The following is a 21630-nucleotide window of genomic DNA, read 5'->3' as shown; positions in this document are numbered from 1 at the left end:
ATAAGCTGGAATTATCGTAACATAAAAATTACATAATTTCCTTTGTGGATTGTTTTAGAAAAATAAATTCTTTGACATCATACTGTTTTTTAAAGCTTAATCATTTATCTGTGAGGTAAAGAAGGAGTGGATTAGATGGAATATGTAATCGAGATGTTAAATATTCGAAAAGAATTCCCTGGTATTGTTGCAAACAACAATATTACCCTTCAAGTAAAAAAAGGTGAGATTCATGCACTTTTAGGGGAAAATGGTGCAGGAAAGTCAACGCTTATGAATGTTCTTTTTGGGTTGTATCAGCCAGAAAAAGGGGAAATCCGTGCACGTGGGGAAGTAGTTAACATTTCAAATCCTAATATCGCAAATGATTTAGGAATTGGAATGGTTCATCAGCATTTTATGTTGATTGATACATTTACTGTTACGGAAAATATTATTTTAGGAAAAGAAACAGTAAGCAAAGGGAAAATTGATCTGAAAAGAGCTGAAAAAGAAGTAAGAGAAATTTCTGAACGATATGGTCTTGCGGTTGATCCGAAAGCGAAAGTTGCTGATATTTCTGTTGGAATGCAGCAAAGGGTAGAAATTTTAAAAACATTATATCGCGGAGCAGAAATTTTAATTTTTGATGAACCAACTGCTGTTTTAACGCCGCAAGAGATTACAGAATTAATTGGCATTTTCCGTAAGCTAATTCAAGAAGGAAAATCGATTATTTTAATTACCCATAAATTAAAAGAAATTATGGAAGTGTGTGATCGTGTGACGGTCATTCGAAAAGGCGAAGGTATCGGAACCTATAATGTAAAAGATACAAACCCAAATGAACTTGCAAACTTAATGGTTGGCCGTGAAGTGTCCTTTAAAACAGAGAAGAAAGCTCCAAATCCGAAAGAAACAGTATTAAACATTACAGATTTAACGGTGAAAGACAGTCGCGGTGTTCATGTAGTGAACTCTCTTAACCTAGATGTTAAAGCAGGTGAAATTGTCGGGATTGCCGGTGTAGATGGCAATGGTCAATCAGAGCTCATTGAGGCAATCACTGGATTAATGAAGAAAAATAGTGGTAGCATTACCCTCAATGGCAAAGAAATTAGTGTCTTGACGCCACGGAAAATCACGGAAAGTGGAATTGGTCATATTCCACAGGATAGACATAAACATGGCTTAGTCCTTGATTTTTCAATTGGACAAAACATGGCATTGCAAACGTATTATAAAAGACCATTTTCTAATTATGGATTCTTAAATCAAACAGAAATAGAGAAAAAGGCAAGCGAATTAATCGAAGAATTTGATGTGAGAACACCAAGTATTCACACTCCTGCAAGAGCACTTTCTGGTGGAAACCAGCAAAAAGCAATTATTGGTAGAGAAGTAGACCGTGATCCTGATTTGCTTATTGCAGCTCAGCCTACGAGAGGTCTGGATGTCGGCGCGATTGAATTTATTCATAAACGTTTAATCGAACAACGAGATAAAGGAAAAGCAGTATTATTAATTTCCTTTGAGCTAGAAGAAATCTTAAATGTGAGTGACCGAATTGCCGTTATTTTCGACGGGGAAATTATTGCTACTGTTGATCCAAAGACTACAACAGAACAAGAGTTAGGATTATTAATGGCAGGATCGAATGCTAAAAAAGTGGGTGTGGAGAATAATGTCTAATACAATAAAGAAAATTAGTATTCCAATTATTTCCGTATTATTAGGGGTTATTGTTGGTACAATCATAATGTTTGCAACAGGATACAATCCTGGAGATGCCTATACGGCACTTTGGAATGGTGCGTTTGGTGAAATCTATTTCACTGGAGAAGTAGTTCGCCAAATTACTCCATTGATTCTTGCAGGTCTGGCAGTTGCCTTTGCTTTTCGTACAGGACTATTTAATATCGGGGTAGAAGGACAATTAATTGTTGGTTGGCTTGCTGCTGTTTGGGTTGGTATTGCGTTTGATCTACCAAAAATCATTCATTTACCACTAGCAGTATTAGCTGCTGCAGCAGCTGGAGCACTATGGGCATTTGTGCCAGGATTTTTAAAAGCAAGATTTAGAGTACATGAAGTTATCGTAAGTATCATGATGAACTATATTGCCCTACATGTATCTAATTATTTGATTCGAAATGTTCTTACAGACAAGGCAGACCGTACAGAAACAATTCCGCCATCTGCTAGTTTACGCTCAGAGTTTTTAGCTAGTATTACCGATTATTCTCGTCTTCATTGGGGGATTTTAATCGCAGTAGGCTGCGCTATTCTTATGTGGGTGATTTTAGAAAAGACAGTAAAAGGTTATGAATTAAAAGCGGTTGGTTTTAACCAAAAGGCTTCTCAATATGCTGGGATGAATGTTAACCGTAATATTATTTTATCTATGGTTATCTCTGGTGCTTTTGCAGGCCTTGCAGGAGCAATGGAAGGCTTAGGAACTTTCGAATATGTAAGTAATAAAGGTGGATTTACTGGTGTTGGATTTGATGGAATTGCGGTAGCGTTACTTGGGGCAAATGGACCACTAGGAATTGTACTTGCAGCATGCTTGTTTGGTTTCTTAAAAGTAGGTTCCTTAAATATGCCACTTGAAGCAGGTGTACCAAATGAGATGGTTGATATCATTATTGCTTTAATCGTATTCTTTGTTGCATCAAGTTACATGATCCGCTTATTCTTGGATAGATTAAGTAAAAATAAAAGTAAAAAGGGGGAGAAGTAAATGGGATTAATGGATGTATTATTAATTGTCATACCCTCTTCGCTATTGTTTGCTGCTCCGCTAATCTTTACTGCTCTTGGCGGTAACTTTTCCGAAAGAGCTGGAGTTGTTAATATTGGATTAGAAGGTCTAATGGTGATGGGAGCTTTCTCCTCCATTGTTTTTAACTTAACATTTGCAGATAGTCTCGGTGCTTGGACACCTTGGATTTCGTTGCTTGTTGCGATGGTTGTTGGGGCGATATTTTCAATCCTACACGCGGTGGCAAGTATCACATTCCGTGCCGATCAAACCGTTTCCGGTGTGGCAATTAACTTGCTTGCTGCAGGTCTTGCTATGTTTTTAGTGAAATTAATCTATGATGGAAAAGGGCAAACAGGTACCATTCGCTATAGCTTTAAGAAAATTGATATTCCCGTGTTAAAAGATATACCGGTGATTGGTGATTTATTTTTCTCCAATACGTATTGGACTTCTTACTTAGCAATTATTATCGCTATCATAGCTTGGTATGTGATGTATAAAACGCCGTTTGGCCTGCGTCTTCGTTCGGTAGGGGAACACCCAATGGCTGCAGATACGATGGGAATTAACGTAACAAAAATGCGCTATATTGCTGTTATTCTTTCTGGGGCATTTGGCGGAATCGGCGGTGGTGTATTTGCCCAGTCGATTACAAATGATTTTACACATGCTACTATTAGTGGACAAGGGTTCATGGCACTTGCTGCCCTTATTTTCGGAAAATGGAATCCGCTTGGGGCTATGGGAGCTGCGATTTTCTTCGGCTTTGCTCAAAGTTTGAGTATTGTTGGTAGCAGTTTACCGTTTTTAGAAAACATTCCAAATGTGTATCTGTTAATTGCACCATATGTATTAACGATTATTGCATTAACAGGCTTTATTGGTCGTGCAGATGCGCCAAAAGCATCTGGTGTTCCTTATATTAAAGGAAGTAGATAAATAAAATTTCCTAGTTATTTTTATAAAATGAAAAAAGTGACCGACTTTTTTAAAGTGGGCGCTTTTTTCATATTCGAAGCAACAATAGGTACAAATCACCTAATATATACGTAATAAATAGGATCAATTTATTTATTCCTCATGGGTATTAATCGCCTTGCTCTTTACTTCTTTATCCAGTAACTCAATCGGAATATGTTTTGGAATGACATTCGCAGGTACTTCGCCCTTCATATCTAAATAATAATGACGAATTGGCTTAAGTGTGTTGTCATCTAATTCATATACTAGAGGAATGCTCGTAGGAATGTTCAAGGATGCAATCCCATCCGGTGAAATGTTGTCTAAATACTGTATGATAGCTCGAAGTGTGTTACCATGTGCTGTGATGATAACTTTTTTGTTTTCTTTTAACACTGGTGCTATTTCTTCATTCCAGAATGTTAACACTCTTTTTTCCGTATCTGCAAGGCTTTCTGCTAAAGGGAATTCCCCGTCTTTAAGCTCTCGATACCTTGGGTCGTTAATCGTATATCGAGGATCATCTTTGCTTAATGCAGGCGGCTTGATATCCATTGATCTTCTCCACTTTTGTACTTGATCCAGTCCATATTGCTCAGCTGTTTCTGCTTTGTTAAGTCCTTGCAGTGCACCATAATGGCGTTCATTTAACTTCCATGTTTTATACACTGGAATCCACATGCTATCCATTTCAGCAAGGATGATCCATAATGTGTGGATAGCCCTTTTTAAATAGGATGTATAAGCAATATCAAAAGTGTAACCATTACTATTTAAAATAATGCCAGCTTCTCTAGCCTCTGTTAATCCTGTTTCAGACAGGTCAACATCAGTCCAGCCAGTAAAACGATTTTCTACATTCCAAAGACTTTCTCCATGACGGATTAAAACAAGTTTCGGCATAGCATATTTCTCCTTTTTATCTTTTTAATGATTCCTTTATTTCACTCTTAACGGACAGTAAGACTTCCACCTCAAGCACATGTAAAGGTCCGATTGGTTCAACTAACCATAAGTGGGGGATGAAGGAAAACCCCCACTTATGGAAGTTTCGCTTTATTTTGTTCTTATTTCTCTTTAAATAATCTTTTAAACAGTTAATAGGGATAAAACGCAATTTTTTGCATATTAAATGGAATAACTTTCATAGATGTGGATGTGAAAAATAAGAAAACCTTTTGTTCCGTGTTTAGCTAGACCATAAAGAAGGAAAAGATATAGGCCAAGTAGAATCCATAAGATGATGGGAAAAATTATCCTAATCTAGACTTTGTAAGAATAACCTTATGAATAGAGTTAATACTAACAAATAGTGTATGATTAGTGAAGGATACGTAGGAGGTATGTTATGAGTGTAGCAACAGAAAAGATTACGAAATATAGCGGCTTTCAATTACATACAGTAAAGACAGGAAAATTTAAAACGAATACGATTGTGGTGAAATGGCGAACTCCCATTACAAAAGAAAATGCGACACACAGGGCGCTTCTTCCTTATGTGATGCAAAATAGCACGAAGAAATATCCATCCACAGCAAAGCTTCGTTCCTATGTGGAAGAACTTTACGGAGCTACTTTTTTTATTGATCTTGCGAAAAAAGGTGAGTACCATATTGTTTCTTTTTCATTAGAAATAGCAAACGAAAAGTTTTTATCAGATCCAACTCCTTTATTGAAAAAGGGACTGGAGTTTTTAGCAGAGGTTATTTTTCAGCCAAATGTCTCCGAGAATGGTTTCGATCAAAACGTAATTGAAAATGAAAAACGGGCTTTAAAGCAAAGAATTCAATCCATTTATGATGATAAAATGCGTTATTCTAACCAACGTGTGATTGATGTAATGTGTGAAGATGAACCATATGCATTAAGCGTATATGGAGAAAAAGACGAAGTTGATAGCATTACACCACAATCCCTGTATTCTTATTACAAAAAAGCAGTAACAGAGGATCAAATTGATCTGTATATGGTCGGTGATATTCAGGAAGAAGAGGTAGACGCATATCTAGAGGAATTATTTCCGTTTAAAGAAAGAACGGTAAAGTCTATTGATCGCAGAACGCCTCACGAAGCTAGAGAAGTAAAAGAGGTTCGTGAAGTTCAGGATATAAAACAAGGGAAATTAAATATGGGATTCCGTACAAATGTTGTTTATGGAGACCCAGAGTATTTTGCCCTTCAAGTGCTAAACGGCATTTATGGAGGCTTCTCGCATTCCAAGTTATTTATTAATGTTAGGGAAAAAGAAAGTCTTGCTTATTATGCAGCAAGTCGTCTTGAAAGTCATAAAGGGTTGCTGCTCGTAATGTCGGGGATTGATAATCAAAATTACGATAAAGCAGTAAAGATTATTAAGGAACAGATGGAGCTAATGAAAAAAGGCGAGTTTTCTGATCAAGAAATAATGCAAACAAAAGCAGTGATTCATAATCAAATGCTTGAAACGTTAGACACCTCCCGCGGCATGATCGAACTATTCTATCATAATAGCGTAAGTGACAAATATGTCGAAATGGGCGAGTGGCTCCACATTATGAGTAAAGTTTCGAGAGAAGAAATTATCGAAGCTGCCAAGAAGATTGAATTAGACACTATTTATTTCTTAACCGGATCGGAGGGGAATGCATAATGGAAAAAATAGAATTTGCACAGTTGCAAGAAGAATTATATTATGAAAAATTAGCGAATGGACTAAAAGTATATATTTTGCCGAAAAAAGGTTTTAATAAAACATTTTGTACGTTTACAACTAATTATGGTTCGGTAGATAACACCTTTATTCCCCTTGACGGTTCTGAATTTTCCCAAGTTCCTGATGGGATTGCCCATTTCTTGGAGCATAAATTATTTGAAAAAGAAGACGGAGACGTTTTTCAAGAGTTCAGTAAACAAGGAGCAAGTGCTAATGCATTTACATCCTTTACGAGAACAGCTTACTTATTTTCGAGTACATCCAATGTAGCTAATAATCTAGAAACGCTCATAAACTTTGTGCAAGAGCCTTATTTCACGGAAAAAACCGTGGAAAAAGAAAAGGGAATTATCGGTCAAGAAATTACGATGTATGATGATAATCCAGATTGGCGCTTATATTTTGGCTTAATTGACAATATGTATGTAAATCATCCGGTGAAAATTGATATTGCTGGCACGATTGAATCAATCTCACACATTACGAAAGATATGTTATATGAGTGCTACAATACGTTCTATCATCCAAGTAATATGCTACTTTTTATTGTGGGACCAGTTGATCCAGAAGAATACATGGCCCATATAAAAGAAAATCAGGAGAAAAAAGATTATACCAATCATAGTAAAATCCAGCGCAAATTTGCTAGTGAACCAGAGCATGTAAATAAAGAAAAGCAAGTATTGAAAATGAATGTGCATACGTCAAAATGCTTGATTGGAATTAAAGGAATTGATGTAGAGCAATCAGGAAAAGAAATGATGAAACAAGAGTGGAGCATTAATTTATTATTAGATTTTCTATTCAGCGAAAGCTCTGAAAACTATCAAAACCTTTTTCAAGAAGGCTTAATTGATGATACTTTTTCTTATGATTACACACAGGAGCATGGTTTTGGATTTGCGATGATCGGTGGCGATACGAGTGATCCTGATCGATTGGAAAGTGCAATCAAAGATATCTTAATGAAAGCAAAAACTACGGATTTCGCAAATGAAACACTAGATAGAACAAAGAAAAAGAAAATTGGTGCATTTTTGCGCGCGATTAATTCACCAGAATACATCGCTAACCAATTTACGCGCTATGCATTTAATGAGATGAATTTATTTGATGTAGTACCAGCAGTTGAAGAAATTACGGTTGAAGATATAAAGAATGCAGCGAATAAATTATTAGCAGAAGAAAGAATAACCACTTGTCAAGTGGTGCCTAAATAAGCATTTGTAGACACAAAGAAATAGTTTTCTTTGTGTCTGTTGCTGTTTATGTGTAACTAAAAGTCAATGGAGTGGAGTAATAATGGGGAAATGGATTTTAATTACTGGTGCCTCTGGGGGAATCGGCCAAGCAATTGCGAAACAGTTAGCTAAAGAAGGTTATTCCCTTTATTTGCATTATCATCAAAATGAAACGGCAATAAAGCAGCTTTTAGAATCACTATCTGCGTATGATGGAGAATATTTACCGATTCAAGCAGATTTACAACAAGAAAACGACTATAAAAAAATAGTGGAAAATATTTTTACAATAGATGGAATCATTCATGCGAGTGGTATCAGTACATACGGATTATTTACCGATCTCAAAGAGGAAGAAATGAAAGCTTTATGGAATATCCATGTTCATTCATTAATGTGTATAACAAAAGCAATATTACCCAAAATGCTATCTAGACAAAGTGGTAATATTATTGTTATTACAAGTATTTGGGGACAGGTAGGTGCGGCGATGGAAGTAGCGTATTCTGCCGTTAAAGGGGCACAAATAAGCTTTGTAAAGGCATTAAGCAAGGAATTAGCCTACAACGGGATTCGTGTCAATGCTGTAGCGCCTGGTGCCATTAAAACGAATATGCTTCATACATTTTCGCCAGAAGAAATGCAGCTGATTACAGAAGAAATACCAATGGGAAGATTGGGGAGCCCAAGAGAAGTGGCAGAAAGCGTGGCCTTTTTATTATCAGAAAAATCTTCTTATATGACTGGCCAAATCCTTTCTCTAAATGGTGGCTGGTATGTATAGATAGCTTTTCCAATTGCTTTCCATGCATATTATTACTTGGAACTAACCAAAATAATGATGTAATTCATTTAAGCAATGGAAGGAGAATTTCAGTATGTCTATATTAGAAAATTGGGATCAATGGAAAGACTTTTTAGCAGATCGTCTTCATCATGCGGAAAATGAGGGCATGAGCCAAGCGGTAATCGGAGACCTTGCTTTCCAAATTGGAGATTACTTATCTAACCAAGTTCAACCTAAAAACGAACAAGAAAAGATTCTTTCTGATCTATGGTCAGTTGCAGATGAAAAAGAACAACATGCAATTGCCAATATGATGGTAAAATTAGTGCACAATAACGGAACAAAATAATTTTAGGAAAAGAAGCTCGATAAATAGACGAAGGAATAAGTCTATTTATCGAGCTTCTTCCGTTGTCGGAAAGTTGGATCAGTGACTGAATTGACTTTGGAAAAAAAGGGAAAGGGAACAGAGAGAGCTTGTCAGTGACCGAGCGCAAGAAAAAACAAAGCAAAAGGTAACAGAGGAAGTGCATTATCAAATATCGCCACTCATCCTCAAATAAATACAGAAATTTACGGTCTTCCTTTAAAAAATAAAGCATGATTCTTCTAGAAAACAGACTTTCGAGTAAAGGTCTATCTTTTTTTCTATTTTTACCCCTTTTTTCTTGATTATTTATACCATTCCTATATGATAGAAATTAAAAGACTAGAAAATTTCACTTGATAATTGTAGGAGGATTTTTTTGGAACAGAAGGAATGGTATTTAGAATACGAAATTCAAAAAAACCGACCTGGCCTATTAGGGGATATTTCCTCTTTACTAGGGATGCTTTCTATTAATATTATCACCATTAATGGGGTGGACGATGGACGTCGCGGCTTATTAATGTTAGCAAAAAATAAGGAACAAATAAAAAGGTTAGAATCTATTCTCTATACAATGGACACAATAAAAGTAATCAAGCTTAGAGAACCATCTTTAAGAGATAAACTTGCGGTGAGACATGGTCGTTATATTCAAAGAGATGCTGATGATAAAAAAACATTTCGTTTTGTTCGTTATGAGCTGGGACTGTTGGTCGATTTTATGGCTGAATTATTTAAGACAGAAGGCCATAAATTAATAGGCATAAGAGGGATGCCGCGTGTAGGTAAAACCGAGTCTATTGTTGCTGCTAGTGTTTGTGCCAATAAGAGATGGCTTTTATTAAGTTCCACTTTGTTAAAGCAAACAATTCGCCAGTCCTTAATGCAAGGAGAATATAATGAAAACAATTTATTTATTATGGATGGAATTGTATCTTCCAAGCAAATTAATGAGCGACATTGGGCAGTAATTAGAGAAGTGATGCGCCTGCCATGCATCAAAGTGGTAGAACATCCCGACGCCTTTGTACATAATACAGAATACACTTTAGATGATTTTGATTATATTATTGAGTTAAGACATGAGCCAGGCGAGGAGATTCTTTATGATGTTCATAAAAAGAATACTTTTGCCTTAGAAAGTGAATTCGAGGGTTTTGATTTTTAGTAAGTTGGAAGGTGTTATCTTGAGTGAATTAGGAAATCGATTAAAGGAAGCTAGGGAAGCCAAAGGACTAACGTTAGAAGAATTACAAGAAATTACAAAAATTCAAGTCCGCTATTTAGTTGGCATTGAAGAAGGTAATTACAGTATGATGCCAGGTAAATTCTATACGCGGGCATTTATCAAACAATACGCGGAAGCCGTAGATTTAGTACCAGAAGAATTATTTGAAGAGTATAAAGATGAGGTACCGACGACGGTAAACGATGAGTTGCCGCAAAATTTATCAAGAGTAAACTCGAGAAGATCATTAGATGGAGGCAGTTCGAAAGTATTTGATATTCTGCCTACTATCCTTATTGCTATCCTTGTGTTAGCAGTTGTTTTCTTGGTTTGGTATTTTGTGTTTGCAAAAGATTCTAATCCAGAAAAACAATCCAATAATACAGGTGAACAAAATTCAGTTTATATGAGATCTGATGCGTTAGAGGAGAAGGAAAAAGAGAAAGCTAACGAAGATGCTAATAAAGATGAAGAAAAAGTAATAGAAGAAGAGGAAAAAGTAGAAGAAGAGACACCGAAACAAGAGATTACGAAACAAGATACAGTTGGAAGAACAACTACTTATGAAGTTAAAAATGCAGAAAAGTTTGTTGTTAAGCTTGTGGCAACAGGAAAAGTTTGGGTAGATATTCAAAATGGCAAAAACTATTCTTTTTTCCAAGGTATTATTGAAAAAGGTGGATCTGAATCCAAGGAAGTAGATTTATCAAAAGAAACAGAAGCTCATATCATAATCGGAAATAGTCAGGTAGATGTTTTTGTTAATGATGAGAAATTAGAGCTTGGTGATTCTTCTTCTAGACAGGATCTTGTCATTAAATATTTAAAAGAAGAATAGTCATCCATTCGATGGCTATTTTTCGCTATTCTAACGTATTTAGGTTATAATACTAATGTTTTTAATTATTTTTATGGAAGTGGCGATTATCGTCATGGTAATGGAGGATGTAAGATGAATTTACCAAATAGGATTACCGTAGCAAGAATTTTATTAATCCCCGTCTTTCTAGTAATCATGCTAATAGATTTTCCATGGGGAGAGCTGACGCTTTTAGGTGTCACATTGCCGATGACACATTTTATCGGTGCCTTGATTTTTATTATTGCTTCAACCACAGATTGGATTGATGGACACTTTGCGCGAAAATATAATTTAGTAACGGATTTAGGGAAATTTTTAGATCCTTTAGCAGATAAATTACTCGTTTCTTCTGCATTAATTGTATTAGTTGGATTAGATATGGCCCCTGCGTGGATTACTATTGTTATTATAAGCAGAGAATTTGCTGTAACTGGCTTGCGTTTAGTGCTTGCTGGTGGTGGAGAAGTGGTCGCTGCAAACATGCTCGGGAAAATAAAAACTTGGGCACAAATTGTTGCCATCTCGGCACTTTTATTACATAATATGATTTTTGAACTTATATCTCTTCCGCTTGACTTGATTGCGTTATGGGTTGCATTGTTCTTTACAGTTTGGTCTGGTTGGGATTATTTTGCAAAAAACAAACAAGCTTTTGTTTCATCCAAATAAAATAGAGGAATAAAAAAAGAGGACATCTACTATTACAAGCGAATATTGCTTTATAAAGAGATGTCTTTTTTTATGAGGCTGTTTTCGTAAATTTTGTTGTTTGTAACCCGCAGTCTCTGAATACACTTCAATTTTTTTGGAGCGAGCGGGGACCTCCTCGGCACCAGCCTTTGGGAGTTTTCCCTGTTTCACTAATTCCTGCAAGAGTCTACGTGTATTCTTAAAAAGCTAAAACAACAATCTTTTAGAAAACATCCTTTAAGAAGACAAAGGGGGAGCAATAGATGAATGCAGAGATTATCGCTGTTGGCTCAGAGTTATTACTAGGGCAAATAGCTAATACAAATGCACAATTTATCTCTAAACATTTAGCAGACTTAGGAGTAAATGTTTATTATCATACTGTTGTTGGAGATAATGCTGGTCGTTTAAAGGAAGCAATTAAAATTGCAGAAACACGGGCGCAATTACTTATTTTCTCAGGAGGACTTGGACCAACAAAGGATGATTTAACGAAGGAGACGATTGCTAATCATATAGGAAAAGAGCTTGTCTTTGATGAAACAGCACTACAATCGATTGAAGACTATTTTGTGCGGACAAAGCGCACAATGACAGAAAATAATAAAAAACAAGCATTAGTTTTAGAAGAATGTGATGTTCTTCCAAATGACCATGGGATGGCTCCGGGAATGTTTCTAAAAAAAGACGATCATTTTTATATGCTTTTACCAGGACCACCTAAAGAAATTCAGCCGATGTTTGTAAAATACGGATTTCCAGCGCTTCAGAAACAGATGACAAGTATAGATGTAATTGTTTCTCGCGTGCTGCGCTTTTTCGGAATTGGTGAATCGTTATTAGAAACAAAAATTGAAGATTTAATTGATGCACAGACAAACCCTACCATTGCACCGCTTGCGGGAGATGGCGAGGTAACACTACGTATAACATGTAAGCATGATTCGGTAACAGAAGCAGATAAATTAATTGCAAAGACAGAAGAGGAAATATTTGCGCGCGTAGGCGAATTTTTCTATGGCTATGATGATACAACTTTAATGAATGAACTTTCTCATGTGTTATTAAAGAAAAAATTGACCTTAGCAGCGGCAGAAAGTCTAACAGGCGGATTATTCCAGCAGGAAATTACAAGCATACCTGGCGCTGGGAACATCTTTCAAGGTGGTGTTGTCTGTTATACGAATGAAGTAAAGCACCAAATTCTTCATGTAAAAGAGTCAACGATACAAGAGCATGGTGTTGTAAGCGAGCAATGCGCAAAAGAGTTGGCTGAAAATGTTGCCCAATTACTAAATGCGGATATTGGAATAAGCTTTACAGGGGTTGCAGGTCCAGATGAATTAGAAGGTAACCCGGTTGGTACGGTCTATATTGGGATTGCCAAAAAAGGCGAGCCGACAAAAGTAGAGGCGTTAGCTTTAAGTGGAACAAGAGCCGGCAATCGAGTTAGAAGTGTGAAATACGGTCAATACTTTCTATTAAAAATGTTGGGAAATAGATAATGACTAGTAGTGGCTTACGTTCTACTAAAGTTAGAGCTCCTTTCCGTGAAAAAATAAAAAAACGAATGAATGTTCGATTTTTTACTGTACAAATGAATAGAAAAAAGGTATATTAAGTATATAATCTTTTAAACAACGAATGAATCATGATAGTGAGATTCATTTTTTATATAAGGAGGAGAACGTATTTGAGTGATCGTCAAGCTGCATTAGAAATGGCGTTAAAACAAATAGAAAAGCAATTCGGTAAAGGTAGTATCATGAAGCTGGGAGAGCAAGCTGATAAAGTCATTTCTACTAGTCCAAGTGGATCGTTAGCTTTAGATGCAGCCCTAGGTGTTGGTGGATATCCAAGAGGTCGTATCGTTGAAATATATGGTCCTGAAAGTTCAGGTAAAACAACAGTAGCACTACATGCTATTGCTGAGGTTCAGGCTAATGGCGGACAAGCAGCATTTATTGATGCAGAGCATGCATTAGACCCAGTTTATGCACAAAAGCTTGGCGTTAATATTGATGAGTTATTACTTTCCCAACCAGATACAGGGGAACAAGCATTAGAAATTGCAGAAGCTTTAGTTCGAAGTGGAGCAGTTGATATTCTAGTAATTGACTCTGTAGCAGCACTTGTACCAAAAGCGGAGATTGAAGGAGAAATGGGAGATTCTCACGTTGGACTTCAAGCACGTTTAATGTCACAGGCTCTTCGTAAATTATCTGGAGCAATTAATAAATCAAAAACGATTGCTATTTTTATCAACCAAATTCGTGAAAAAGTTGGAGTAATGTTCGGAAATCCTGAAACAACTCCTGGTGGTCGTGCGTTGAAATTCTATTCATCTGTTCGTTTAGAAGTGCGTCGTGCAGAAACGCTAAAACAAGGGACAGATATGGTAGGGAACAAGACAAAAATTAAAGTTGTAAAAAATAAAGTTGCACCACCTTTCAAAGTGGCAGAAGTTGATATCATGTATGGAGAAGGTATCTCTAAAGAAGGCGAGATAATTGACCTTGGTTCAGAACTTGATATTGTTCAGAAGAGCGGAGCTTGGTATTCCTATAATGACGAAAGATTAGGACAAGGCCGTGAAAATGCGAAGCTTTTCTTAAAAGAAAATGTAGAAATGCGCCTAGAAATTCAAAAGAAAATTCGCGACCATTACGGGCTAGATAAAGAAGTACCATTGAAGCCTGAAAATGACGACCAAGAACAATTTGAATTAATCGATTAATGCTAAAAAAGATGGTAAACGGCGTTTCTAGCTTACCATCTTTTTTGTGTTTTTTAGAAAACATACTTGTTTTTCATAGATATATTAATGCAAAATATAATTGTTAGTGCACCAATCAATAATGCATTTGAAAAAAACGGACGGAATAAAAGACTCAATCAGGTTTAACAAGCTTTTTTTCTGACCATAATACGGATGATAGGTTAGGTTTGGATAATCTATTACAGCTTTAATAAAGTGACATTTCATACATATAGGAAGAATAGAGCAATTGTTAGAGAAAAATAATAGTTAGATAGCCAATGAGAATTAGGTGAAACCTACTAGTTCAAAGTCTTGACAATAAATTGGTACAACTATACAATTGAATTGTATATTTTACATTTTTATAAGTATGAAAACCTAGAAAACAAATTATATGACTAGGGAAATTCGATTGAAAAAAGGAACATTAAGCCAATACTTTTAAAATCGTAACAAACACAATTTGATAGCAAGAGGAGGTGAAAATGATGGATCTAATAACACTCATCTCCATTTTGCTTATTCTAATCGTTATTGCCGTTGTTGGCTTTGTCGTATATTTTATTCGAAAGTCCAATGCTAATGCAAAAATTAGCAATGCAACCATGACTGCTGAACAAATTATTGAAAATGCAAAGCGTGAAGCAGACGCATTGAAAAAAGAAGCTTTGTTAGAAGCAAAGGATGAGATTCACAAGCTTCGTAGTGAAGCAGAACTAGAAGTTCGTGATCGAAGAAATGAACTACAAAAACAAGAAAATCGTTTATTGCAAAAAGAGGAGAATCTTGATCGCAAGGGAGAAGCGTTAGATAAACGTGAATCGGTTTTAGAAAAGAGGGACGATTCTCTTAATAAAAGACAACAGCATATGGAAGAGATGGAAAGCAAAGTGGACGAGATGGTTCGCAAGCAGCAAACAGAACTAGAGCGCATTTCTGGCTTGACTCGAGAAGAGGCTAAGTCCATCATTTTAGAGCGTACAGAGCAAGAAGTTGCTCATGATATTGCGATAATGATTAAAGAAAGTGATACTAGAGCAAAAGAAGAAGCAGATAAAAAGGCTAAAGAAATTTTGTCACTTGCAATCCAACGATGTGCAGCTGATCATGTTGCAGAAACTACAGTTTCCGTTGTTAACCTTCCAAATGATGAAATGAAGGGTCGAATTATTGGTCGAGAAGGACGTAATATTCGCACACTTGAAACATTAACAGGAATTGACTTAATTATTGATGATACACCAGAAGCAGTTATTCTATCTGGTTTTGATCCAATAAGACGCGAAACTGCAAGACTTGCGTTAGATAAGCTCGTTCAGGATGGTCGTATTCATCCAGCTCGTATTGAAGAAATGGTTGATAAAGCACGTCGAGAAGTGGATGAACATATTCGTGAAATCGGGGAACAAACTACGTTTGAGGTCGGTGTTCATGGGTTACATCCAGATTTAATCAAAATCCTTGGACGTCTAAAATTCCGTACAAGCTATGGACAAAATGTATTAAAGCACAGTATGGAAGTGGCACAATTATCAGGAATCTTAGCTGCTGAACTAGGGGAAGATCAAACCCTTGCCCGCAGAGCCGGCTTACTACATGACATTGGTAAAGCAATTGACCATGAAGTAGAGGGAAGCCATGTGGAAATTGGGGTTGAGCTTGCTACTAAGTATAAAGAACATCCTGTTGTAATCAATAGTATCGCATCCCATCATGGTGATACGGAACCAACTTCAATCATCGCTGTACTAGTAGCTGCTGCTGACGCACTTTCAGCTGCAAGACCAGGGGCGCGAAGAGAAACATTAGAAAACTATATTCGCCGTCTGGAAAAACTAGAAGAAATTTCAGAATCTTATGATGGAGTAGAGAAATCATTCGCTATTCAAGCAGGTCGTGAGATTCGAATCATGGTGAAACCAGATCTTGTAGATGATTTAGAGTCTCATCGATTAGCTCGCGATATTCGTAAGAAAATCGAAGAAGAACTTGATTATCCAGGTCATATAAAAGTAACCGTTATTCGGGAAACAAGAGCGGTTGAATATGCAAAATAAAAAACGGTGCGATTGCACCGTTTTTTTGTATGAAAAAGCAAATAATTTCCGGAAGTTTAATTAGAGTCAAATGGGATTGTGAACGAAAGGGAATTGTATGTTACACTGTTACATAGTGAAGAGTAGAAAGTAGGATAAAAGACATGCATATTTTATTTATTGGTGATGTTGTAGGTTCTATGGGCCGTGACATGATTAAAGAGTACGTACCAAAGCTAAAGGAAAAATATCGTCCACAGTTAACGATTATCAATGGGGAGAATGCTGCCGGTGGAAAAGGAATTACTGAGAAAATTTACCGAAGCTTTTTAGAAATTGGTGCTCAAGCGGTAACAATGGGAAACCATACATGGGATAATCGCGAAATATTTGAATTTATCGATAAAGCGAAATATTTAGTAAGACCGGCAAATTTTCCTGAAAATAATCCAGGTAAAGGGATGGTCTTTGTTAAAATTAACGATATAGAAGTAGCAGTTATAAATTTACAAGGGCGGACTTTTATGAATCCGAGTGACGATCCATTTATCGTCATCGATCGTTTAGTTAATGAAGCGAAAAAACGTACCGATCTTATTTTTGTTGACTTTCACGGAGAGGCAACAAGTGAAAAGCAAGCAATGGGATGGTATTTAGATGGAAAAGTTACAGCTGTTGTTGGAACACATACACATGTGCAAACAGCTGATAATCGCATTTTACCAAATGGAACAGCCTTTATGGCAGATGTCGGCATGACAGGTCCATATGATGCAATACTTGGTATGCAAAAGGAATTAGTACTAAATCGCTTTTTAACAAATTTGCCAACACGATTTGAGCCGCCAAAAAGCGGGAGAGCTCAGTTAAGCGGCTGTCTAATTGAAGTGGATAACAAGACTGGCAAAGCGAAAAAAATCGAACGAATCTTAATTAATGACGATCATCCTTTTTATTCCTAATCGAATCCTCTCGTAAAGGCTTGATAAGTGCAACTAATCATCAGTGGGATGAGGAAAAATCCCAACTGATGGAAATTTTCTTTATGGAAAATTAGCTCTTCCTTGAAAAATCAAATAATTTTCTAAGTTTTTATGTCCAAGCTGGAATATGTGTAATTAACTTGGAATATAGTAACATTGGAATGATATATATCCTGATATGTTCATTAATCTTAATGTACATGCGGGGGGGTTAAACAAGGAGGAGCTAGAAATGGAGATATTAAAGGTTTCAGCAAAGTCTAGTCCCAATTCTGTAGCTGGTGCGCTTGCAGGTGTTCTACGAGAAAGAGGTGGAGCAGAAATCCAGGCAATTGGTGCAGGTGCATTAAATCAAGCGGTTAAAGCAGTTGCTATCGCAAGAGGATTTGTAGCACCTAGCGGAGTGGATTTAATTTGTATCCCTGCCTTCACTGATATCGTTATTGACGGTGAGGAAAGAACAGCCATCAAGCTCATTGTGGAGCCTAGATAAAGAGAAAATAAGATTAGATGAAAAATAAGAAAGTATGATTTTGATTACTTTCCCAATTTATCCCTTCTTATGAGTGGTATGCTCGGCCAAAAGAATCCTCTTGAGGGAGATTCTGTTTAGAAAAATAGAGCAAACCTCCGAAAAGGAGGGGGGTGTCTCATCAATAAGGTTTAGTCTCCCACAGCAAGAATGAAAAGTTGGAAAACGAACTTTCGCCAACTAGACTCTTGACTCTGTGCGTAAGCAAACCGAATGAATGAGACGCCCTTTCTTTTTATTTATCTCACTCTTAACGGTCAATAAGAACTCCACTGATGGAAGTTTTCTTTATATAAGGATAGGATTAAATTGTTTGTAATTAATGATGTCTTGATGGAAAGCCGCCAAGATTTACATAGAAAAAGATAGAACATATTCGTATAGGAGTGAAGTTTTTTTGAAATACTTTGATGGGCATTGTGATGTATTATATAAAATGTTTATGGATAAAACAATCAATTTTCAGAATAGTGATAAGCTTCATGTAACGAAGGAGGGGTTGCAAAAAGGGGGAACAAAGATTCAGTGTTTTGCCCTCTATGTTCCAGAGTCCGTTCATCCCGATATGCGTTTTGAAGCAGCACTATCGATGGCGACAATTTTTTACGAAAAAATCTTACAGCCGAATCCAGATTTTAAATTTATTCGTACGAAAAAAGATATCGAGGATTTGAAAGATGGGGAAACCGGTGCGCTTCTAACACTTGAAGGTTGTGATGCAATTGGTGGAGACTTATTGAAATTAAAAACATTGCTTCGATTAGGTGTGTCGGCAGTCGGTCTAACTTGGAATTATGCGAATGCTGTTGCTGATGGTGCTTTAGAACCTCGAGGTGCAGGTTTATCTTTATTTGGTAAAGAAACAGTAAAGCTCTTAAATAAGCAAGATATATGGGTGGATGTTTCTCATTTATCAGAAAATGCCTTTTGGGATGTAATGGAGCAAGCAGATCATCCCTATGCATCCCATTCCAATACGTATAATCTTTGCCCCCATCCTCGTAATCTACGAGATGAGCAAATCAAAGCAATGATAGAAGCGGATAGTGTAATCGGAATTACATTTGTCCCACAGTTTTTAAGTGGGACAAATACAGCAACTATTACGGACATATTGCGGCATTTAGATTATATTTGCTCACTCGGAGGAGAAGATCATGTCGGCTTTGGTTCCGATTTTGATGGAATCTCTCAAACGGTAAAAGGTCTAGCTTCCATTGCTGATTATCCTAATCTAATAAACGAACTAACAAAATATTATACTAGTACGCAAGTAGAGAAGTTTTTATATACGAATATGGTAAAAAGATTCCCTAAATAAAGGGTATTCCAATCTAGCTATACAGGCAGTTTAATTTCTTCCTTGTGAGGGAGGGTTTGAACTGCCTGTTGTTGTGAATTATAAGTTATACATAAAGAAAACAGTAGAAATTTTTCTTTGTAACCTAGCTATTGTTTTCAAATGGTGAAAGGCTTATACTAGAATAATGAAAATATGTCTATAAAGAATAGTACATATAAAAGCAACTGCTATTATATAGATTTTTGCTTATAAAATCTAGGAAGTTTTTAAGTTTACTTTCTGTAGATAAAAGGGATGCTCAACTTCCCTTGCGAAAAAATTCCTGAGACGAAAACAACCAACTTCCTAACATAAGCAAAATAACAATCTATAAGAACTAATCTAAAACATGTATATTAACAAACTTATGGATGAAACCAAATCATCGATAAGAGAGGAGTAGTTGAAATGAACGAAAAACAACGTTTAGAAGGACAAAAAATTGAAAGCAATAATTCTTCGGACAAAAAATCCGAAAAGGATTATAGCAAATATTTCGAGACAGTATATAAAGCACCTTCTCTAAAAGATGCAAAAAGACGTGGAAAAGAAGAAGTTCGATATGAAAAAGATTTCTCTATTCCCGAACAATTCCGTGGAATGGGAGAAGGACGTAAATTCTATATTCGCACATTCGGCTGTCAAATGAATGAGCATGACACAGAAGTAATGGCAGGGATCTTTTTAGCATTAGGCTATGAAGCAACAGATTCAGTGGATGATGCAAATGTTATCCTTCTTAATACATGTGCAATCCGTGAGAATGCAGAAAATAAAGTATTTGGCGAGTTAGGCCATTTAAAACATTTAAAAACAGAAAAACCAGACCTTTTATTAGGTGTTTGTGGATGTATGTCCCAAGAAGAATCAGTAGTAAATAAGATTTTAAAAACTTACACACAAGTAGACATGATCTTTGGTACTCATAATATTCACCGTTTACCAAACATTCTTCATGAAGCATATATGTCGAAAGAAATGGTAGTCGAAGTTTGGTCTAAAGAAGGGGACGTAATCGAGAACCTTCCAAAAGTACGTAACGGAAAAATTAAAGCATGGGTAAATATTATGTACGGCTGTGATAAATTCTGTACCTATTGTATCGTTCCTTATACTCGCGGGAAAGAACGTAGTCGCCGTCCAGAGGATATTATTCAAGAGGTGCGCCATTTAGCTGCACAAGGCTATAAAGAAATTACGCTACTTGGTCAAAACGTAAACGCATATGGAAAAGACTTCACAGATATTGAATTTCGTTTTGGAGATTTAATGGAAGAAATGCGTAAAATTGATATTCCACGTGTTCGTTTTACAACAAGTCATCCACGAGATTTTGATGACCATTTAATTGAGGTACTAGCTAAAGGCGGAAACTTAGTGGAGCATATCCATTTACCAGTTCAGTCTGGTTCCTCTGATGTGTTAAAAATTATGGCACGTAAATATACAAGAGAGCAGTATTTAGAATTAGTACGCAAAATGAAAGCAGCTATTCCTAATTTAACCTTAACAACGGATATTATCGTTGGATATCCAAATGAAACAGATGAGCAATTTGAAGAAACATTATCTCTTTATAAAGAAGTTGGCTTTGAAGCTGCTTATACATTCATTTATTCTCCACGTGAAGGCACACCAGCTGCAAGAATGAAAGATAATGTTCCAATGGAAGTGAAAAAGGCACGCTTACAGCGCCTAAACGCATTAGTTAATGAGTATTCTGCTAATTCCATGAAGGGCTACCAAGACAAAATCGTGGAGGTTCTTGTGGAAGGGGAAAGTAAGAATAATCCAGATGTACTTGCTGGTTATACTCGCAAAAACAAGCTAGTGAATTTTGTTGGACCAAAGTCAGCAATCGGCAAACTTGTTTCTGTTAAAATTACAGATGCGAAAACATGGTCATTAAATGGAGAAATGATTGAGGTATTAGAAGCAGAAGCTGTTGAGGCAAATTAATGGCTAAGTACACACGTGAAGAAATCATCGAGCGAACAGAACAACTAGCCAAAATGATTCGTGATACAGAAGAAGTTGAGTTTTATCAGCGTGCAGAAAAGCAAATCAATCAAAACCAAAAAGTGAATGATCGAATTGCCCAAATCAAAAAATTGCAAAAGCAAGCAGTTAATCTCCAACATTATGGGAAAATTGCTGCTCTAAAAGAAACAGAAGCAAAAATTGATGCACTGCAAAAGGAAATCGACGAACTACCAATTGTCAGTGAATTTAAAGAATCACAGGGAATTGTCAATGACATGCTACAAATGGTAACAAAAACAATCTCAGAAACAGTCGAAACCGAAATTCTTTCCTCCATTGAGAAAAAGAAAGAAGAGTAAAAAATGGCTTTTTGTAAGATTGGATTGTTTCTCGTTAAATAACGTTAGCATTCTGTGT

At 36.4% G+C, this 21630-nt stretch carries 19 protein-coding genes; 18 read left to right on the top strand and 1 reads right to left on the bottom strand.

What is annotated here, in order from left to right:
* The first annotated feature begins 135 nt into the window (after positions 1–135).
* The 3 genes from NST60_RS01265 to NST60_RS01255 are packed head-to-tail and all read left to right on the top strand — an operon-like array spanning position 136 to position 3685.
* A complete protein-coding gene (locus NST60_RS01265; protein WP_016201186.1) occupies positions 136–1671 on the top strand; it encodes an ABC transporter ATP-binding protein in 1536 nt (511 codons plus the stop codon).
* A complete protein-coding gene (locus NST60_RS01260; protein WP_016201187.1) occupies positions 1664–2722 on the top strand; it encodes an ABC transporter permease in 1059 nt (352 codons plus the stop codon). The genes NST60_RS01265 and NST60_RS01260 overlap by 8 nt, the downstream gene beginning before the upstream one ends.
* Positions 2723–3685 carry an ABC transporter permease gene (locus tag NST60_RS01255; RefSeq protein ID WP_016201188.1) on the top strand — a complete coding sequence of 321 codons (963 nt, stop codon included), beginning with the start codon at positions 2723–2725 and terminating at the stop codon, positions 3683–3685.
* A 132-nt stretch (positions 3686–3817) separates the two neighbouring features.
* On the opposite strand, the gene gpmA is transcribed toward NST60_RS01255, so the two are convergent.
* A complete protein-coding gene (gene gpmA, locus NST60_RS01250; RefSeq protein WP_101730006.1) occupies positions 3818–4609 on the bottom strand; it encodes a 2,3-diphosphoglycerate-dependent phosphoglycerate mutase in 792 nt (263 codons plus the stop codon).
* Positions 4610–5054: 445 nt separating this feature from the next.
* On the opposite strand from gpmA, the gene yfmF reads away from it, so the two are divergent.
* The 15 genes from yfmF to NST60_RS01175 all read left to right on the top strand — a co-directional run bounded on the left by yfmF (position 5055) and on the right by NST60_RS01175 (position 21572).
* On the top strand, positions 5055–6335 hold the full coding sequence (gene yfmF, locus NST60_RS01245) for an EF-P 5-aminopentanol modification-associated protein YfmF (protein WP_169188390.1): 1281 nt from the start codon (positions 5055–5057) through the stop codon (positions 6333–6335).
* On the top strand, positions 6335–7618 hold the full coding sequence (yfmH, locus tag NST60_RS01240) for an EF-P 5-aminopentanol modification-associated protein YfmH (RefSeq protein ID WP_341098012.1): 1284 nt from the start codon (positions 6335–6337) through the stop codon (positions 7616–7618). Before yfmF ends, yfmH begins: the two co-directional genes overlap by 1 nt.
* Positions 7619–7700: 82 nt before the next feature.
* Entirely contained in the window at positions 7701–8423 is a 723-nt protein-coding gene (gene ymfI / locus NST60_RS01235; RefSeq protein WP_016201194.1) for an elongation factor P 5-aminopentanone reductase, read from the top strand.
* A 94-nt stretch (positions 8424–8517) separates the two neighbouring features.
* A complete protein-coding gene (locus NST60_RS01230; RefSeq protein WP_016201195.1) occupies positions 8518–8775 on the top strand; it encodes a DUF3243 domain-containing protein in 258 nt (85 codons plus the stop codon).
* Between the two features lie 397 nt (positions 8776–9172).
* Entirely contained in the window at positions 9173–9964 is a 792-nt protein-coding gene (locus NST60_RS01225) for a YmfK family protein (protein ID WP_016201196.1), read from the top strand.
* 19 nt (positions 9965–9983) lie between these two features.
* Entirely contained in the window at positions 9984–10862 is an 879-nt protein-coding gene (locus NST60_RS01220) for a helix-turn-helix domain-containing protein (protein ID WP_040342572.1), read from the top strand.
* Positions 10863–10976: 114 nt separating this feature from the next.
* Positions 10977–11555, top strand: coding sequence for a CDP-diacylglycerol--glycerol-3-phosphate 3-phosphatidyltransferase (gene pgsA, locus NST60_RS01215; RefSeq protein WP_016201198.1), 579 nt, complete (start codon positions 10977–10979; stop codon positions 11553–11555).
* A gap of 284 nt (positions 11556–11839) precedes the next feature.
* A complete protein-coding gene (locus tag NST60_RS01210) occupies positions 11840–13081 on the top strand; it encodes a competence/damage-inducible protein A (protein WP_341098011.1) in 1242 nt (413 codons plus the stop codon).
* 188 nt (positions 13082–13269) lie between these two features.
* On the top strand, positions 13270–14313 hold the full coding sequence (gene recA / locus NST60_RS01205) for a recombinase RecA (RefSeq protein WP_016201201.1): 1044 nt from the start codon (positions 13270–13272) through the stop codon (positions 14311–14313).
* 512 nt (positions 14314–14825) lie between these two features.
* On the top strand, positions 14826–16394 hold the full coding sequence (gene rny / locus NST60_RS01200) for a ribonuclease Y (protein WP_016201202.1): 1569 nt from the start codon (positions 14826–14828) through the stop codon (positions 16392–16394).
* A gap of 143 nt (positions 16395–16537) precedes the next feature.
* Complete coding sequence (locus tag NST60_RS01195; RefSeq protein WP_016201203.1) at positions 16538–17335, top strand: TIGR00282 family metallophosphoesterase; 798 nt, start codon at positions 16538–16540, stop codon at positions 17333–17335.
* 253 nt (positions 17336–17588) lie between these two features.
* The gene (gene spoVS / locus NST60_RS01190; protein ID WP_016201204.1) at positions 17589–17849 is read left to right on the top strand and encodes a stage V sporulation protein SpoVS; all 261 of its coding nucleotides are present in this window, start codon (positions 17589–17591) and stop codon (positions 17847–17849) included.
* Between the two features lie 436 nt (positions 17850–18285).
* Positions 18286–19209, top strand: a complete 924-nt coding sequence (locus NST60_RS01185) for a dipeptidase (RefSeq protein ID WP_016201205.1) — start codon at positions 18286–18288, stop codon at positions 19207–19209.
* A gap of 429 nt (positions 19210–19638) precedes the next feature.
* Positions 19639–21189: a tRNA (N6-isopentenyl adenosine(37)-C2)-methylthiotransferase MiaB gene (gene miaB / locus NST60_RS01180; protein WP_101730002.1), complete on the top strand. Its 1551-nt coding sequence runs from the start codon at positions 19639–19641 to the stop codon at positions 21187–21189.
* The gene (locus NST60_RS01175) at positions 21189–21572 is read left to right on the top strand and encodes a RicAFT regulatory complex protein RicA family protein (protein ID WP_016201209.1); all 384 of its coding nucleotides are present in this window, start codon (positions 21189–21191) and stop codon (positions 21570–21572) included. The genes miaB and NST60_RS01175 overlap by 1 nt, the downstream gene beginning before the upstream one ends.
* Positions 21573–21630: the final 58 nt, after the last annotated feature.

Origin of the sequence: Niallia sp. FSL W8-1348, assembly GCF_038006745.1 — a bacterium.
Lineage (GTDB): Bacteria > Bacillota > Bacilli > Bacillales > Cytobacillaceae > Niallia > Niallia alba.
The sequence above is the reverse complement of the archived record's forward strand: the minus strand, read 5'-3'. Positions and strand labels throughout refer to the sequence as shown.